Below are 16,966 nucleotides of genomic sequence, written 5' to 3'. Positions count from 1 at the left end.
TTTTCCGTTTGCTTCAGTGACGCCCCGACTTGTGCATCCCCGATGAAAAAAGGGCCACCCTCGAATGAACGAGGGTGGCCTTGGGGGGGGAGGTCAGAAGTTGAAGCGGACACCGCCCATGTAGCGGGCGAAGCCGGGCTGGGCGAAGGTCACCATGTTCTCGTTACGGCGGTGACCGCGGCGCCCTTCGCCGGTCAGGTTGATGCCTTCGACAAAAGCGGTGAGTCCGGGAATGAACTCGTAGCTCATGCTGGCATCGAACTGGCCATAGGCTTCGACATAGGTCGGGTTGGGGTTGCCGCCGGCGTAGAACTTGTCACGCCAGTTATACGCGACGCGCGCCTGCAGCCCGCCCTTGTCGTAGTAGAGGACCGCGTTCGCGCTGTCGCTCAGCCCCGCCAGTGCGAACTGGCCGATATTGGGGTTGGCGGCATTGTCGAACTCGGCATCGCCACGCACGATCGTGTAGTTGAGCTGCGCACCGAAGCCGGTGTCCCAGAAAGCATGCTGAACCGCGAACTCGAAGCCATAGAGCGTCGCCGTCTGGTCCGAGTTGAACGGGGTACCGATCTTGAAATTGACCAGACCGTCCTCGGGAAGTCCGAAGATGTTGCCGTTCAGATAGGTCGTCGACGAGCCGTCCGGATTCTGGACGGTCGAGCTGCCGGTCACTTCCGTGCCCTGGCCAGGGAAGTTGCGCAGGATGTAGTCACGGATCCTGACGACATCGATCTGTGCATTCGGGTTGGCAGGATCAGCGAGTGCTGCCTGCGCCGCACGGAAGCGCGGTCCATCCGCGGGATTGCGCAAACCGAACGCCGACTGGTCGATCTCCTGCGAGTTGATGAAGTTCTTCACCTTCTTGCGGAAATAACCGACCGACACATAGCTTGCCGGAGCGTAATACCACTCCGCCGACAGGTCGATGTTGCGCGACAGGAACGGCACCAGGTTCGGGTTGCCCTGAAGACCGCCACCGCCGGTGATGCCAAACTGACGGTTCAGCGTCAGGCCGCCCTGCAAGCTGTTATAGTCCGCACGCGTGATGGTGTGGCTATAGGACGCGCGCAGCTTGACTCCGTCGATCGGCTCGATGTCGAAGTCGATCGCCGGCAGCCAATTCTGGTAGCTGCCCTTGGTCGTCTGGAAATCGCGGACAAGATTACCCTGACCGTCTTCCCGATAAAGGACGTTGAACTCGCCGGCGGCGCGCCACACCACCCCGGTTGCGATCGGGGTGAGCGCGGACGACGACACCGTAGTCTGGTCGTACCGGACGCCGGCGATGATATGCGCGTCGCGCTCGCCGACCGGGAAGCTGGTGTTGACCTGCACGAATGGCGAGATCGTCTTTTCCTGGATACGGCGATCCGCTTCGTACGGGGCGAGACAGTCGTTATCGCCACCGCACACGCCGAACTTGCTGTTCAGAATACCCACCATCCGCTCGAAATCGAAGCGGAGATAGGCCGGCAGCATCCCGGCATTCGCGCCGTCGACGCCCTTGAACTTGTCGGGCAGCGTTACGAGCTCGAACAGATCGTCGGGCAGGTCAGCTGGCGTCCCGAGGCCGGTCCAAGTGTCGTTCTGAACAAAGCCATAGGCCGAACGCACCTTGTTCTCGACGAACGAGAAGCCGAAGTCGATCGAGTCGAGGAACCCGCCATCGTGATCGTAGCGGCCGCTCAGCTGGACCTGATTGATCTCGTCCCGGAAATAGGCGTTGCGGAACGAATTTCCGGTGGCGTTGACCAGCGCCGCGTTGAGCGGATCGATCCCGGGCTGCATCGTAACCGACAGCACCGGAAGGTCGTGAGTAAAGTTGACCGTCTGCGATGCGACGCCGAAGATCGCCGAGCCCACCGATACGCTGGTGCCGTATTTGTTCGTCGGCTTCGACTCCGCGGTCGAATGGTGGCCGTCGAGCGTGATGGTGACCCCGCCCGGCGCGTCCCAGCGCAGATTGCCGCCGAACGACTTGTTCTCCGACTGGTTTGCGGTCAGCGACCCGCTGTACGACAGGTCCTTACCCGGGCCAAATCGCTCGGTATAGAATACCGGGCCGGCGGCCGGGCCGTCAGTCCATTCGGTGCTGGTGTCGCCGAAGTTGAACCAGACGCCGACGCCGCTGGTGCGGGCCTCCACCTTGTTGCGCGAATAGGTGAAGTCGAGCGTGGCGGTCAGCGATTCGGTCGGACGAACCTGCAGCACGACCTGGCCGTTGATGCGTTCGCGCTCGATATCGGTGAGCGAGTAAGAGGTTTCCTGCGGAATCTCGTATACATCGTTGGGCCCCGGGCGGTTGATCACATTGGGCCCCTCCGGCCCAAGCGTGCCCCAGTCATTCTCGTTACCGAGGAACGAGTTGCCGAACGCCACCGATCCGGTGTTCACGCTGGCATTGCGCTTCTGATAGATGCCCGAGACGAGGATGCCGAACTGCCCCTCACCGCCGAATGTCGTGCTGAAGATGCCCGATACTTCGGGCGTGACCTTGTCCTCGCCGTTGATCGACGTGTCGAGCACGCCCTTGACCGACACCGATCCGCGCATGCCGGGACGGTCCAGCGGGCGCGGCGTTTTGATGTTGATGGTCGAACCGATGCCGCCCGAAGCGACCGCCGCGCGGCCGGTCTTGTAGACCTCGACGCCCGAAATGCCTTCCGAGGCGAGGTTCGCGAAATCGAACGAGCGCGAAGCCGGCGCACTGGCGCCGTCGCCCAGGGTCGATGTCGGCATCTGGCGCCCGTTCAGCGTCACCAGATTATATTCGGGACCGAAGCCGCGGACGGTGACGGTCGAACCCTCACCATTCTGGCGGTCGATCGACACTCCGGTGATGCGCTGGAGCGATTCGGCGAGGTTGGTGTCGGGGAATTTGCCGATATCCTCGGCAGAAATCGCGTCGACCACACCCTGCGCGTCGCGCTTGATATCCACCGCCGCCTGAAGGCTGGCGCGGATGCCGGTGACGACGATTTCCTCGCCCTCCTCGGCCGGAGCAGCAGCGTCAGTATCTTGTGCGAATGCCGGCGCGGTCGCGATTGCCAGCGTCGAAACGCCGATTACCAGTCGCGAAAGCGCGCGTGCCTTAAGGTCACGCATTTCCCAATCCTCCCCGTTACGGCGCGCCATTCGCGCTCGCCTGTTGAGAACGTTCACTTGAACCCGTTGTACAACGTTGTCAAGCGCCCTCGATCCTGCCATGCACAAGCTGAAAGCGCGCAAATCTGCTATTGTGAACGTTCTCAATCTATGCTGTCTGGGAGTTGACAGCAGGGCGGCGAACGCTCGGCGCACTGATCCGGAGAGGAAGTTCGATGTCGAAAATGATCGCCGCACTCATGTCCGCGGCCGCCATCGGCGCGCTCACTAGCGGGGCCAGCGTGGCGCAGCAGGCGCCGAAATCGGTCGCCTCCACTACCCAATCGGCGAAACAAGCACGCGCCCGCGCCGACGCCATCGTCGCGAAGCTGACGCTCGATGAAAAGATCCTGCTGGTCCATGGCCTGTTCCCGCCGATGGCCGGGGGCAAGACGCAGGAAGAGCTGATCCCGTCGGCGGGGCACATCGACGGCGTGCCGCGCGTCGGCATTCCGCTGGTCCGCGAAAGCGATGCCTCGCTCGGCGTCGCCAACCAGGTCGAGCAGCGCAAGGGCGATGTCGCCACCGCCCTGCCCTCCAGCCTCGCCACCGCCGCCAGCTTTGACCCCGAGATTGCCCGCGCGGGCGGCGCGATGATTGGGGCGGAGGCGCGCGCCAAGCGCTTCAACGTCCTGCTCGCGGGGGGCGTCAACCTGACCCGCGACCCATGGGGCGGGCGCAATTTCGAATATCTGGGCGAAGACCCGCTGCTCGCCGGCGAACTGGCCGGTGCGCATATCGCGGGGGTCCAGTCGAACCGCATCGTCTCTACGATCAAGCATTTCGCGCTCAACGCGCAGGAAACGGGTCGCATGGTCCTCGACGCGCAGATCGACGAGGCGGCACTGCGCGAAAGCGACCTGCTCGCGTTCCAGATCGCGATCGAGAAGGGCAAGCCCGGATCGGTGATGGCCGCGTACAACAAGGTCAATGGCCATTGGGCGTCGGAAAACTCCTTCCTGCTCAATACCGTGCTCAAGCGCGACTGGAATTATCCCGGCTGGGTGATGAGCGATTGGGGTGGCGTCCACTCGACCGTCAAGGCGGCGAATGCCGGGCTCGACCAGCAATCCGGGCAGGAGCTGGACAAGGCGATGTTCTTCGACGCGCGGCTCAAAGCCGCGGTCGAGAAGGGCGAAGTGCCGATGGCGCGCCTGAACGACATGGTCGCGCGCTACCTGACCGGCCTGATCCTGACCGGCGCGTTCGATACCCCCGCCCCCGCCACCGCCCAGCCGATCGACTATGTCGCCAACGCCGACGTCGCGCGGCGCGCCGCCGAAGCGGGCATCGTGTTGCTCAAGAATGATGGCGGCATCCTGCCGCTGGCGGCGAGCGCGAAGAAGATCCTGATCATCGGCGGCGGCGCGGATGTGGGCGTCCTGTCGGGCGGCGGATCGAGCCAGGTCCGCTCGGTCGGCGGCGCGCCGATCGAGATCCCGCTCGCCTATGGCGGCTCGGCATCCTTTGCGCGGATCACGTACCACGCCTCCTCCCCGCTCGCCGCGCTGCGCAAGGCCGCGCCCGGTGCGCAGATCGAGTTTACCGACGGCCGCAACATGAATGCGACGCTGGAGGCTGCGGCAAAGGCCGACATCGTCATCGTCTTCGCCACGCAATGGACGACCGAGGCGGATGACGTCCCCAATCTGCGCCTGCCCGACCATCAGGACGCGCTGATCGGCGCGGTATCGAACGTGCAGCCAAAGACCGTGGTCGTGCTGACCACCGGCGGCCCGGTGACGATGCCGTGGATCGAAGCGGTCCCCGCCGTGGTCCAGGCCTGGTACCCCGGCCAGCGCGGCGGCGAGGCGATCGCGAACATCCTGACCGGAAAGGTCAATCCCTCGGGTCGCCTGCCGATCACCTTCCCTGCGCGCGAGGCCCAGGCACCGCGTCCAACCCCGGTCGGCCTAGACCTGCTCACCGGCCTTGAGCGCGATGCCGCGTCGAACCCGGCGGCGGGCGGCGATTTCAGCCTCAAGACCTTCCCGGTCAAATATCAGGAGGGCAGCGACGTCGGCTATCGCTGGTACGAACGGCAGGGCAACAAGCCGCTGTTCGCGTTCGGCCATGGCCTCAGCTACACCAGCTTCGCCTATGCCCAGCCGCAGGTGCGCGGGGGCAAGACGCTGACCGTCAGCTTCACCGTGACAAACACCGGCCATCGCGCCGGCGCGGACGTACCTCAGCTCTACGTAACCCGTGACGGGTCGGGCAAGCCCATGCGCCTCGCCGGGTTCCATCGCGTGATGCTCAACCCCGGCGAATCGCGCCGCGTGACGCTGACGGCCGAGCCGCGCATCCTCGCCGATTACGACATCAGCCTGCCCGGCTGGCGGATCGCGGGGGGCAGCTATCGCGTCGCCATCGCCCGCGATGCGACGGATCGGTCGATGACGCTCACCACGACGCTCGACGCGGCGACGATGAAGCCCTAGCCATCGAAAAACGGGCGGCCTTCAACGCGCCCGATCTGGTGGAGCGGGTGACGGGCGATCAGGCGACAGGGAGCGCGACGCGGCGCGGGATGGGATTCATCCTGCTCGTCGCGCTCGCCAATGCAGGGGGCGTGATCGCGTTTCTCCCGCTGCTCAGCCTGATGCTGCCGGTCAAGATCGCTGAGATTGCGGGCGAGGCGCGCATCGGCCTGTTCACCGCGACGGTGATCGCCGGTGCCATCGCCGCCAGCCTGGCCAACATCGCATTCGGCTGGGCCAGCGACCGCACGCGCGCGCGCGGCGGCGGACGACGGCGCTGGGCGGCGCTGGGCCTAATTCTGCTCGCGGCATCATTTGCGACCGTCGCGCTGGCGCAGACGCCGGTCGCGATTCTGATCGCCGTCATCCTGTTCCAGGTTGCGGTCAACGCGCTGCTTGCCCCGCTGTTCGCCATCATGGCCGATGAGGTGCCTGGCGCGCAGATGGGGCTGGCCGGCGGGCTGATCGCGCTCGGTTCGCCGCTGGCGTCGGCGGTGGGAGCGGTGATGATCGGCATCGGCTTTGCGACCGACGGTGCCCGCCTCGCCTTCGTCTACGCAATGGTGTTGCTCTGTGTCGCTCCGCTGCTGCGCGTGCCGGCGCGGGCGGCGGCGGACCCTGCGCCGGACGCGCCGCGGCGTCTCGCGGGGCGCGACCTGGCTATTGCCTGGGTGTCGCGGCTGCTGGTTCAGATCGCCGGCAATGTCCTGTCGCTCTATCTCGTCTATTATTTCGTGAGCATCGATCCCGGCCTGTCCGCCGCAAAGCAGGTCGGCCCGATCGGCCAGCTGATGACGATCGCCTATCTGCTTCCCCTGCCCGTCGCTGTGCTGCTGGGCCGCTGGTCCGACCGCATCGGGCGGCGCAAGCCGTTCCTGCTCGCTGCTGCGGCGGTGGCGGCGATCGGTCTGCTCGGTCTGGCTGTCGCCCGCGACTGGTCGGTCGCCGCGCCGGCCTTCGCGCTCTATGCGCTGGGGTCATCGGTGTTCCTGTCGATCCATTCCGGTTTCGCCATGCAACTCCTGCCCAGCGCGCAGAATAGGGGCCGCGACCTGGGCCTCATCAATCTGACCAACACCCTCCCCGCGCTGATCGGCCCCGCGCTCGCCTGGGCGCTGTCGACCCCGCGCGATTTCGGCCCTGTCATGCTGCTGCTCGCGATATTGACGCTGGCCGGGGGCATCCTGGTCACGGCAATTCGTCAGCAGCGCTGAGCGACGGCGGCGAAAAAATCGAACCGTCATGCGAATTTGCCGGGCAAGCCGGTTGACAGCCCCCGGACGCCCCCGTAGAGGCGCTCGCCTACCCCGTGCCCAGATGGCGGAATTGGTAGACGCACCAGCTTCAGGTGCTGGCGATCGCAAGGTCGTGGAGGTTCGAGTCCTCTTCTGGGCACCAGAGGCCTTTCCGGCAACGTCCGGGAAGGTCCAGTAAGCAGCTGGTTTTACAGCATATTTTCAGTGAAAATCGCCGAATGGAATCCGGGCTCATCCACCCGAATCCATCGGCAGCACCATCAAAATGATGGTGTTTTTGATGGTGCCGGCGAGCCCTTTGGAGCTAGCACCATCATGGCACTGAACCACATCCAGATCACCAACGCTAAGCCCAGGGACAAAGCCTACAAGGTAGCCGACTCCGAGGGGCTTTACCTTCTCGTACAGCCGAACGGCGCGAAGCTCTGGCGCATGAATTACCGTCACCTCGGTCGGCAGAAGACCCTCTATTTCGGCGCCTGGCCCGAGGTGGGAATTGCAGCGGCACGCCAGCGACGGATCGAAGCGAAAGAGCAGATCGCCGCGGGACTCGATCCGTGCGCGGAAAGGAGACACGCCCGAATCGCGGAGAAGATCGCAGCCGACAATACGTTCAAGTCAGTAGCCGAGGAATGGCTCGACAAGATCGAACGGGAAGGTCGGGCGCCTGTCACGCTGGAGAAGATTCGCTGGCTGCTGGGCATGGCCTATCCCACGATCGGCAACCTGCCGATCTCAAAGGTCGTTGCACAGGACGTTCTATCCGTGTTGCGCAAGGTGGAGGCAACGGGCCGCTACGAGAGCGCCCGCCGGATGCGCAGCGTACTCAGCCGCGTTCTTCGCTATGGCATCGCAACCGCCCGAGCAGATCGCGACGTAGCGGCCGACCTTCGCGGTGCCCTCATCACGCCCAAGGTCACGCACCTTGCAGCCATCACGACACCGAAGGAAGCTGGTGCGCTGATGCGCGCGATCGACGGCTACACTGGCCACGAGATTACCGCGGTCGCACTTCAGCTATCGCCGTACTTGTTTGTCCGGCCAGGAGAGTTGCGCAAGGCCGAATGGGCCGAAATTGACGCGCAGAATGCGATCTGGTCGATCCCGGCGGAGAAAATGAAAATGCGCCGCCCGCATCGGGTGTCGCTGTCCCGACAGGTCATGGCGCATCTCGATCACCTACATACGCTCACCGGGCATGGAAAATACCTGTTTCCGTCCTTCAGGTCGGCGGACAAGCCGATGTCGGAGAACACGATCAACGCAGCGCTTCGCCGGCTTGGCTACAGTCAACAGGAGATGACCGCGCACGGCTTTCGCGCAATGGCAGCAACGCTGCTCAACGAGATGGGCATCTGGAACCCCGATGCGATTGAAAAGCAGCTCGCTCACCTCGACGGCAGCGCGGTGCGCCGCGCTTACACGCGGGGAGAATATTGGGAGGAGCGAGTCCGAATGATGCAGCACTGGTCGGACCATCTTGACCAGCTGCGTGACGGCGCAGCAATTTTTCGTCCGATCTTCGGGAGCGGAGGCGGTCGACGATAGGCTAGCCGCCGACGAGCTCCTTGAGGCTGCGATAGGGTATGAGCGTCGACCGACCGACCTTCACAGTCTCAAGATCGCCGGACTGGATAAGCTCATAAATGCGGGACCGGCTGATCCCCGTGATCTGGACCGCTGTCGCGATCCGCACCGACAATGGCTCGATCGCGACACCGCCATGCTCATGGTTCCGCGTTGGCAGGGAGGGTGAAGTCATGATTTCGCCTTCCCGCGGCTGAAACCGCGATCGCTCTCAAGAAAGGAGCGGAGCATGTAGGGGATCAGGTCAGCCACCTGCTCCGACTGACCATAGGCATCCCGATAGGCTTCCGCGTAGTCCGTCAGCAACTGGTTCAGGTCCGGCGTGATGGTGATGGTGAGCTTGATCGGCGTGCGATCAGGCAGCTTGGTGAGCTTAAGGGTTGGCCTCCTTGTCTCCTAACCGCGCCAGGGCGCGAGAATCAGGTCGCGATGGACGACCAGCCGAACAGGGGCGCCGGGTCGGATTGTGATGGTCGGCTGAACTTGCAGGTTGCGCGACGTGATCTGGTCTCCTGCGCGGGAGACATTCTGCTGGGTCGATTCCCGAATTGCTTGGACGAGATCGCTCTCACCGGAGAAGGAGAGGTTGGCACCAACTCCCAACAGCGTTGAAATCGCGACGCCCTTGAGCAGCGTCCAAGTGTGGAAATCGACCTTGTCGGCTAGTCCCGCATAGCCCGACGGGTCGGTCGCGGGGACATTATCGAGCCGGATCGAGCGGCCGTCGGGCAATATGATCCGCTGCCACACGATCAGCGCGCGCTTCTGCCCGTACGCTACGACGCTATCATAGCTGCCGATCAGCCGAGCGCCCTGCGGAATGAGCAGGATGGAGCCGGTTGCGCTGTCATAGACCCGTTCGGTGACCTGGGCGGTGACAAGGCCGGGGAGATCTGACCTAAGCCCGGTGATCAGACCCGCGGCGATCACGCTGCCGGCGGAAAGCATATTTGGTGATGCAGGTGGGATCAGCCGATCACCGTTGACGTCGCCGCTGGAATCGCGCGTGGCCACAAAATCGACCTTGCGCTGCTGGGCGTTGGGATCGCGGTCCGGGTTGACCACAGGCCGCGGCGCATCGGCGCTTTCCACCGGTGCCAGAGGCAATGCTGCCTGAGCCTCAGCGGTCGGGATTGGACGGCTGCCCGACTGCACGAGCAACCCGGATTCTCGCGCAGCCCTCACTTCAGCAACGCGCCGCTCACGTTCGGTTGCTGCCGCCTGATCGGCCCGGGCTGCCTCTTCCGCCACCGGCTCGATTCCCATTGCGCGCCGATGCTCGAGAATGGGTCGGCCGAGATCACCAGGCAGCGGCGGTCCGAGCTTGGGTACGTCGCCATAGCCGCCCGGAAGTGCGCTGAGCGCGTCGGTAGGGGGCTTCGCAATAATTGTCCGATCGTCAGTCTGGCCTACGAGCTGCAGATTGGATGGCCTGAGCGCAACCCAGACGGTTGCGACAAGGCTGACGGAGCCGAGCGCCGCGATCGCCACGATGGCACCGCGCTTGAAACGGATCGCCCGCGCAGGCTGGGCGCGAAGTGCCAGTGTTTCCGGATCAACCTTGCCGGGCGCTGCCGGGACATCAATCGCGGGCCGATCATTCCCGTCGGTCATGATCCCCTCCGTGTCTTGGCGCCAGCCGCCAGCCGGCTGATGCGGACGACTTGCTGATTCTTCGTGCCGAGCCGAAGCTCCGCAGCATCGAAGATCCGATCGACCACGTAGAAACGGCCCTTCACCCGATAGTTGACCAACTGGGCCTCTCCCTTTGCGTCCATCAGAAAGATCGGGGGAGCCTCCCCGACAGCGAGCGACGCGGGAAACTCGATGAATGTCTGCCTGCCATCGTCGAACGCGCGTAGCGGTCGCCAGGAGGGACGATCGCCCGATACGGCGTAGTTGAAATGAAGAGTTTCTACCTCGATGCCGGCGGCCACCGGGGCCATTGCCTCGGCGGCCGTGGCCGCGCGTTTGAGGGCGATCAGCGCATCCTGCGGATAGGTCCATGAGAGCGCAGCCATCGCCGCCTTCGCGACGCTGGTGAGCGCAATATGATAGCTGCGGCGGTCTGTGGTGATCACAAGGTTGGTCGACAGCCCAGCGCTGAATGGTTTGACCAACACATGCGTACGCTTCGCGGTGCCCGATCCGCTGGTCGTATCGCCGATAACCCAGCGAGCCGTGTCGCCGCTGGCTACCGCCACGAGCGTTTCGCCTGGCTGGAGCGCGATGTCGGTTACCCGCCCGGGCGCGGTCATCACGCGATAGATTGCCCCTTCCGCAAAGGGATAGACCTGAACGGCATGCAGGAAACCATTCGCAGCGGGCTCGATGGTTGCAAGGCGATTGGCGGATGCGACCGTCCGTTGCGTCGGGCCACTTTGAGATGGTGAAGCCCCGGCCGCATGCGCTGCTGGCGGAAGGGCAAGCACCAGCAGGGATGGCACTGCAAGGTAGCGGATCATGGCTGTGTCTCCGGATTGGGGGTCGGTTGTGCGGCAAGGTTGGGATCGAGCGGCGAGCCCAGCGGCTGGTTGTCTGAGGACGGAGGCAGCGGCGTGCGCGCCGGGGCGGTGGCCGTTGCCGGCTCGATTTCGCGACTCCAGTCGATCGCATCGACGTAGATGCCGAGCGGATTCTTGCGAAGCGTGTCCGCCGATACGGGTGGCTTGGTCACGATCGTCAGAATTCCCGTCCAGGTCGACGATCCCCCCGCACTCCCGCGCTCGTAGGGCGTTTCGGTCCATTTCACCTGAAACGATCGCTCCGAGGCACGGACGACACTAGTCACCTGCACCGCCACGGTTCGCTCGCCGATCCGGGCGAACGGGTCCGCAGCCCTTGCATAGTCGTCGAGGGATCGCGCGCCGCGCTCGGTCGCGAAGGCATAGGCCGATAGCCAGTCGCGGCGCATCAGCACCGGGTCGAGCGAAACAGCGCGAACGTTCTCGATGAACTTCGCCAGATGCCAGGCGATCTGTGGGTCTGTGGGCTTGTATCCGGCCTCGGCCTCGGTGACCGCCCGTGCCTCGCCAAGACGATCGACCTCGACCACATAGGGCGTGACCCTGCTCTGGAGTGACTGCCAGATGAGTGCGGCAGACATGGCGCAGGTGAGCGTCAACGTCCCGAACGCCATCAGCCGCCAGTTTCGGGCCTGAACCCGGGCCGAGCCAATCCGCTCGTCCCAAAGCTGACTGGCACGTTGGTATGGCGTTTCGGGCTGGGGTGTCCGTCCGTAGCGCTGGACGGCGCGCTTGAAGATCATCAGTCGTCCCTTTCCTTGATGTCGGGGTGAGCGGAGGCACCGCCACGATCGCCCTGCTGAATCGAGTGCAGCGCGATCTGACGGTGATGACGAGCGTTTTGCTGCGCGCGCATCGATTGAGCCCATTTGGGCGCTCCTTCGCCGACAGCCGCTGAGGAGGCAGGCTCACCTGCGCCGGACCGATTGAGCGCGTTCCAGGCAGCCGTGCGGCCGCTCGATGCGGCTTCGCCAAGCCTGAGCGCGCTCGACGCGCGATCGCGGGCGGCGTTGCCTGCCGCGCGGGCGACACCGCCAAGACCGGCGGACATCGTCGGTGCCGGGCCAGCCTCTTTCCCGAGCGTGTAAGCGGTCGATGCAGCCGATCCCATCGACGTCCCGGCGCGGACCGCGCCTAGCGCACCGCCCCCGATCGCGCTGGCCGCGCCCATCGTCGCACCGCCGGCAAGCATGGTCACCCCCGCCGCGCCGGCGGCCGTACCGAGCGCAGCGCCTGCACCCAGCTGCGGCGCGCCCGCTACCAAACCGGAAGCGATGCCGGGGCCGAAGATGCCGAGGCCGAAAAGCGAAAGCGCGCCGAGCGCGAGGCTCATCGCGGCACCGAGATCGGGCTCTTGTCCTTGCATCGAGGTGGTAAACTCGGCGAAGAAGTTCGAGCCGATGCCGACGATGACCGCGAGCACCATCACCTTGATGCCCGAGCTGACCACATTGCCAAGCACGCGCTCGGCAAGGAAGCTGGTTCGGTTCCACAGCGCGAACGGCACGAGGATGAAGCCAGCGAGGCTCGTCAGCTTGAACTCGATGATGGTCACGAACATTTGCACGGCAAGGATGAAGAAGGCGAGGATGACGATCGCCCAGGCAAACAGCAGGACCATGATCGTCAGGAAGTTCTCGAAGAAGCTGATAAAGCCCATCATGCTCGAGGCCTGCTCAAGCAGGGGCCAGGCGGCGCTGAAGCCGGTCGATGCAACTTGTCCGGGGCGAAGCAGGTCGTCAGCCGACAGCGTGCCGCCGCCAGCAGTTAGTCCGGCCTGGGCGAACGACTTGAAGATGATGTCGGCAAGCGTCGAGAAGCTGTTCAGGATGAACGCGAACGCACCGATGTAGAGGATTTTCTTGAGGAACCGGCCAAGGACGTTGTCGTCGCCACCCATTGCCCAGAACAGGCCGGCGAGCGTGATGTCGATCCCGATCAGCGTCGCGGTGAGAAATCCGACGTCATTACCGAGCAGCCCGAATCCGCTGTCGATATAGCGGATAAAGGCCTGCATGAAGCGGTCGATGACATTGAGATCTTGCACGGTTCGGCAGCTTTCGACTTGAGTAAGAGGTGTCGCGGAGTCCGCCACCCGGGGGCGAGGCAAACGGACTCCGCGACGAGGCGGCGCGATCAGGGAGCTGGACTGCGCCGCCTCAGCTCGTCGCCGCGCCTATTCGCGCGTGTAGGCCTGACCGGTGCCCAGGAACTTCCGGGTACGTTCCCGCCCTTCGGCCTCGGCCTGCGCGCGGCGCGCGGCTTCGGTCGCTTCGGCGCGGTATTGCGCCGCCATCATCTTCTGGATCTGGAACTGCTGCTTGGCGGTGAGCGCCAGTAGCTGGTTCGTGGCCTGTTGGGCCTGCAAGCCGCCCTCCGCGCCCTGGCTCCTCGCAACGATCTCGCTGAGCGTCCCGGCATCAGCCTGCACGTTGGTGACGATTTGGGATTGCACGCCCATCGCCTGCCGGAAGCCCGACATTGCGGCATCGAGCCGCGCTTTGGCAGCGACCACCTGTTTGTTGGTGGTCAGTGCCTGATTGAAGTCCCTGGGAAACAACCGGCTGAACTGCTGGTCCAGGCCATCGACCCTGAAATCGATCCCTTGCGCCTGTCCCATCAGCCGGTCGATCGCAGCCAAGTTCTGGTTGAGCTGCTGGAGTTGCGGGAAGTCGATCCGGCTGAGGTTCTTCGCTTGATTGATCAACATCGTCGCCTCGTTCTGGAGGGACTGAATCTGATTGTTGATCTGGGTGAGCGTGCGCGCCGCGGTGAGCAGGTTCTGGCTGTAGTTGGTCGGGTCGAATACGCTGATTTGCGCGCGTGCCGGGGTGCTCGCAGTGACGAGCCCCATGGCCAGCGAACCGGCGGTTCCGATGCTGAGCGCGGACGCGATCAGGACTTTGCGGGTGACAATACGCATTACACTTCTCCTTCTTGGGTAGGCGTGAAATTCGGAAAATCGGCGAGGAGATCGCCGGCCCATTCGAGACCGGCTTGCTCAAGGAAGCGGGCCGCGAAATTCTCGGGACCATGCTCCGCCAGCAGCGCGTCGATGCGCGCCTGGGTTACGGGATCGGACGCACCGCACAGCGCAAGCGCGATTGGCCCGAGGCCGAGCTCGAACAACCGATTGCCGCGCGCCGATTGAAGGTAATATTGCCGCTTCGGGGTCGCGCGGCTGACCAGCTCGATTTGCCGGTCATTGAGTCCGAAACGTTCATAGGCGGCCCGCGATTGCGGCTCGATCGCGCGGTCGTTGGGCAGCAAGATGCGCTGCGGGCAGCTCTCGATGATCGCTGGTGCAATGCTGCTGTCGGCGATATCGGCGAGGCTCTGCGTTGCGAACAGCACCGCGACATTTTTCTTGCGCAGGGTCTTCAGCCATTCGCGGATGCGCGCGGCGAAAAGCGGATGATCGAGAAAAATCCAGGCCTCGTCGAGAACGAGCAGCGTTGGCCGACCGTCGAAGCGTTCTTCGAGGCGGTGGAAGAGATAGGTCAGCACCGGGGCGACCACCCCGGCCTGTCCCATCAGCGCCTCGGTCTCGAAGCACTGGATGTCCGCGAAGGCGAGATGCTGTTCAGCCGCGTCGAGAAGACGCCCGTAGGGGCCGTCGAGCGTATAGGCGGTCAGCGCGATGCGCAGCGCATTGGACTGGAGTAGCATGGCCAGTCCGGTCAGCGTGCGCTCCTGAGGTGGTGCCGATGCGAGGCTGCAAAGTGCGGACCACACAGCGTCCTTCACCTCGGGGGTGACAATAACCTTTTCGTGGGCCAGCAGCGCCGCTATCCATTCTGCCGCCCAGCTCCGTTCGTTGGGATCATCAATGCGGCGAAGCGGCTGGAACGCCAAGGTGTCGCCGCTATCCGCGCCGAGACCCAACGCATGATGCGCGCCGCCCATCGCCAGCACCGCCGCGCGTGCCGAATAGCCCTTGTCGAAGATATAGAGTTGCGAGCCGGCATAGCGCCGGAACTGCAATGCAATCAGGGCCAGCAGCACCGACTTGCCAGCACCAGTAGGACCAACGACGAGCATATGACCGACATCGCCGATATGGGTCGACAGGCGAAAAGGGGTTGATCCACTGGTCTGCGCATAGAGCAATGGCGGGCCGTCGAGATGGCGGTTGCCAGCAGGTCCTGCCCACACCGACGACAGTGGCATGAGGTGGGCGAGATTGAGGGTATGGATCAGCGGCTGGCGCACGTTCGCGTAAGCCTGACCGGGCAGCGATGACAGCCACGCTTCGACCGCGTTGACGCCTTCGCGCAGGCATGTGAAGCCGAGGCCGTTGACGATCCGCTCGACCGCGCGAACCTTGTCCTCGGCGCGAGCGCGATCGGTGTCCGACACCGTGATCGTCGTAGTCAGATATCCGAAAGCAACGTGATCGCCGCCGAGCGTCTGGAGCGCAAGGTCGGCATCGACCACCTTGTTATCGGCGTCGCTGTCGAGAAGCTGGGCTGGCTGGTTGTACACTACCTCGCGCAGCAGCGCGGCGATCGACTTGCGCTTGTTGAACCATTGCCGCCGGATCTTCGTCAGCGCCTTAGTCGCGTCGGTCTTGTCGAGCGCAATGAAGCGCGTGACCCAGCGGTATCCGAAATCCTGATGGTTGAGCGCATCGAGAATGCCGGGTCGACTGAGGTTCGGAAAACCGAGAATGGTTAGGGTGCGCAGGTGCAGATCGCCGAGCCTGGGCTCAAGCCCGCCGGTCAGCGGCGTGTCAACGAGCAGCGCATCGAGATAGATCGGCGTCTCCGGCACGATGACGGGGTGACGACGGCTGGAAACGGTGCCGTGGAGATACGTCAGCGTCTCGGCGTCGTTTAAAGGGCGCACCTCCGGCATGAAGCTGGACAGAAGGTCGAGCACGCGATCGCTTTCGGCAATGAAGCCGGAGAGGCTGGCATGCCAGTCTCGCCCTTTGGCGTCGTCGGGTCGCTCGACCAGTGTCCGTCCTGCTGCATCGCTACTGTCGGCATCCGGCAGCCAGACCAGCGTGCCGTGAAAGCGGCTCTCGAAGTGCTGACCCTGGGCCTCGAAACTGGCACGCCGCTCCTGCTCGATCAGCCATGACGCAGGATCGGGAAAGACGCTTTCGGGATAGCCCAGTGCTTCGCGCCGTTCGGCATCGAAGAATAGCGCCCAACCCGAGCCGAGCCGCTTGAGTACATTGTTGGCGCGCGCGCAGGCGGAGACGAGCTCCGCCTCGGTCGCGCTTTCAAGGTCGGGACCGCGAAACGCGAAACTGCGCTGGAGGCTGCCATCCTTGTTGAGGACGATTCCGGGTGCGACCAGCGCGGCCCAGGGCAGGTGATCGGCGAGCCGGTCGGCATGGCTGCGATATTCGGCGAGGTTCAGCACGCCAGATATCCCTTCTGACGCAGGTGGCGGAGCAAAACGGCTGCGAAATCAGGATCGCGGCGCGCGGCAAAGACCGCGATGCTGTGCCCGACTGCCCATAGCGCGATCCCGACCGGCCATTGCTGGAGGCCCAGGCCGACGGCCGCTGCAACCGTACCGTTGACGATGGCGATCCCGCGCGGCGCGCCGCCAAGCAGGATCGCTTGCCCCAGGCTGGCGTGGATCGGCGCCTCGAAGCCCGCAACATGAGCGGTGTCCACGGGGCTCATGCGACGAGCGCCCCGCCGCCAAAGCTGAAGAAGGACAGGAAGAAGGACGAAGCCGCGAACGCAATCGAAAGACCGAACACGATCTGGATCAGCCGGCGAAAGCCGCCCGAGGACTCGCCGAAGGCGAGCGTCAGGCCGGTGGTGATGATGATGATCACCGCGACGATCTTGGCGACCGGTCCCTGGACAGACTCGAGAACCTGCTGGAGCGGCTGCTCCCAAGGCATGCCGGACCCGCCGGCCTGTGCTGCACTCGCCAAGGTGAGCGAAAGACCCAGCGCCAGGCCGGTCAGCAAAATGCGGTCGCGGTTAGGGATATGAAGCATACGCAT

At 64.3% G+C, this 16,966-nt stretch carries 14 protein-coding genes and 1 tRNA gene; 4 read left to right on the top strand and 11 right to left on the bottom strand.

Features of this window, described 5'->3' with window-relative positions; all coding sequences use genetic code 11:
* Positions 1-93: 93 nt before the first annotated feature.
* Positions 94-3,105, bottom strand: coding sequence for a TonB-dependent receptor (locus ACO05N_RS08325; protein WP_422056646.1), 3,012 nt, complete (start codon positions 3,103-3,105; stop codon positions 94-96).
* Positions 3,106-3,320: 215 nt separating this feature from the next.
* On the opposite strand from ACO05N_RS08325, the gene ACO05N_RS08320 reads away from it, so the two are divergent.
* The 4 genes from ACO05N_RS08320 (at position 3,321) to ACO05N_RS08305 (ending at position 8,428) form a co-directional block, all read left to right on the top strand.
* Complete coding sequence (locus tag ACO05N_RS08320) at positions 3,321-5,585, top strand: beta-glucosidase (RefSeq protein WP_422056645.1); 2,265 nt, start codon at positions 3,321-3,323, stop codon at positions 5,583-5,585.
* Between the two features lie 38 nt (positions 5,586-5,623).
* Complete coding sequence (locus ACO05N_RS08315; RefSeq protein WP_422056644.1) at positions 5,624-6,838, top strand: MFS transporter; 1,215 nt, start codon at positions 5,624-5,626, stop codon at positions 6,836-6,838.
* Positions 6,839-6,935: 97 nt separating this feature from the next.
* Positions 6,936-7,022 (top strand) — tRNA-Leu (locus ACO05N_RS08310).
* A 173-nt stretch (positions 7,023-7,195) separates the two neighbouring features.
* Positions 7,196-8,428 (top strand): tyrosine-type recombinase/integrase, encoded by a 1,233-nt coding sequence (locus tag ACO05N_RS08305; protein WP_310038482.1) that lies wholly within the window; start codon positions 7,196-7,198, stop codon positions 8,426-8,428.
* A gap of 1 nt (position 8,429) precedes the next feature.
* On the opposite strand, the gene ACO05N_RS08300 is transcribed toward ACO05N_RS08305, so the two are convergent.
* From ACO05N_RS08300 to ACO05N_RS08255, 10 genes are all read right to left on the bottom strand, one after another.
* A complete protein-coding gene (locus ACO05N_RS08300) occupies positions 8,430-8,642 on the bottom strand; it encodes a helix-turn-helix domain-containing protein (protein WP_310037721.1) in 213 nt (70 codons plus the stop codon).
* Complete coding sequence (locus ACO05N_RS08295; protein ID WP_422058721.1) at positions 8,639-8,794, bottom strand: DUF2274 domain-containing protein; 156 nt, start codon at positions 8,792-8,794, stop codon at positions 8,639-8,641. The genes ACO05N_RS08300 and ACO05N_RS08295 overlap by 4 nt, the downstream gene beginning before the upstream one ends.
* Positions 8,795-8,863: 69 nt before the next feature.
* Positions 8,864-9,958, bottom strand: a complete 1,095-nt coding sequence (locus tag ACO05N_RS08290) for a TrbI/VirB10 family protein (RefSeq protein ID WP_422056643.1) — start codon at positions 9,956-9,958, stop codon at positions 8,864-8,866.
* A 119-nt stretch (positions 9,959-10,077) separates the two neighbouring features.
* Positions 10,078-10,932 carry a P-type conjugative transfer protein TrbG gene (gene trbG / locus ACO05N_RS08285; RefSeq protein WP_310037724.1) on the bottom strand — a complete coding sequence of 285 codons (855 nt, stop codon included), beginning with the start codon at positions 10,930-10,932 and terminating at the stop codon, positions 10,078-10,080.
* Positions 10,929-11,735 carry a conjugal transfer protein TrbF gene (gene trbF / locus ACO05N_RS08280; protein WP_422056642.1) on the bottom strand — a complete coding sequence of 269 codons (807 nt, stop codon included), beginning with the start codon at positions 11,733-11,735 and terminating at the stop codon, positions 10,929-10,931. The genes trbG and trbF overlap by 4 nt, the downstream gene beginning before the upstream one ends.
* Positions 11,735-13,039, bottom strand: coding sequence for a P-type conjugative transfer protein TrbL (trbL, locus tag ACO05N_RS08275; RefSeq protein ID WP_422056641.1), 1,305 nt, complete (start codon positions 13,037-13,039; stop codon positions 11,735-11,737). Before trbL ends, trbF begins: the two co-directional genes overlap by 1 nt.
* A 129-nt stretch (positions 13,040-13,168) precedes the next feature.
* Positions 13,169-13,915, bottom strand: a complete 747-nt coding sequence (gene trbJ / locus ACO05N_RS08270) for a P-type conjugative transfer protein TrbJ (RefSeq protein ID WP_310037726.1) — start codon at positions 13,913-13,915, stop codon at positions 13,169-13,171.
* Positions 13,915-16,365 carry a conjugal transfer protein TrbE gene (gene trbE / locus ACO05N_RS08265; protein ID WP_310037727.1) on the bottom strand — a complete coding sequence of 817 codons (2,451 nt, stop codon included), beginning with the start codon at positions 16,363-16,365 and terminating at the stop codon, positions 13,915-13,917. Before trbE ends, trbJ begins: the two co-directional genes overlap by 1 nt.
* Positions 16,359-16,634, bottom strand: coding sequence for a VirB3 family type IV secretion system protein (locus ACO05N_RS08260; protein ID WP_310037728.1), 276 nt, complete (start codon positions 16,632-16,634; stop codon positions 16,359-16,361). Before ACO05N_RS08260 ends, trbE begins: the two co-directional genes overlap by 7 nt.
* Entirely contained in the window at positions 16,631-16,966 is a 336-nt protein-coding gene (locus ACO05N_RS08255) for a TrbC/VirB2 family protein (RefSeq protein WP_310037729.1), read from the bottom strand. The genes ACO05N_RS08260 and ACO05N_RS08255 overlap by 4 nt, the downstream gene beginning before the upstream one ends.

The organism is Sphingomonas sp., from assembly GCF_965227385.1.
Classification (GTDB): Bacteria; Pseudomonadota; Alphaproteobacteria; order Sphingomonadales; family Sphingomonadaceae; genus Sphingomonas.
The sequence above is the reverse complement of the archived record's forward strand: the minus strand, read 5'-3'. Positions and strand labels throughout refer to the sequence as shown.

Coding starts and splice junctions, on each gene's coding strand:
- ACO05N_RS08325 (WP_422056646.1), bottom strand. CDS start 3,105: ATGCGTGACCTTAAGGCACGCGCGCTTTCGCGACTGGTAATCGGCGTT.
- ACO05N_RS08320 (WP_422056645.1), top strand. CDS start 3,321: ATGTCGAAAATGATCGCCGCACTCATGTCCGCGGCCGCCATCGGCGCG.
- ACO05N_RS08305 (WP_310038482.1), top strand. CDS start 7,196: ATGGCACTGAACCACATCCAGATCACCAACGCTAAGCCCAGGGACAAA.
- ACO05N_RS08300 (WP_310037721.1), bottom strand. CDS start 8,642: ATGACTTCACCCTCCCTGCCAACGCGGAACCATGAGCATGGCGGTGTC.
- trbG (WP_310037724.1), bottom strand. CDS start 10,932: ATGATCCGCTACCTTGCAGTGCCATCCCTGCTGGTGCTTGCCCTTCCG.
- trbF (WP_422056642.1), bottom strand. CDS start 11,735: ATGATCTTCAAGCGCGCCGTCCAGCGCTACGGACGGACACCCCAGCCC.
- trbJ (WP_310037726.1), bottom strand. CDS start 13,915: ATGCGTATTGTCACCCGCAAAGTCCTGATCGCGTCCGCGCTCAGCATC.
- ACO05N_RS08260 (WP_310037728.1), bottom strand. CDS start 16,634: ATGAGCCCCGTGGACACCGCTCATGTTGCGGGCTTCGAGGCGCCGATC.
- ACO05N_RS08255 (WP_310037729.1), bottom strand. CDS start 16,966: ATGCGTATGCTTCATATCCCTAACCGCGACCGCATTTTGCTGACCGGC.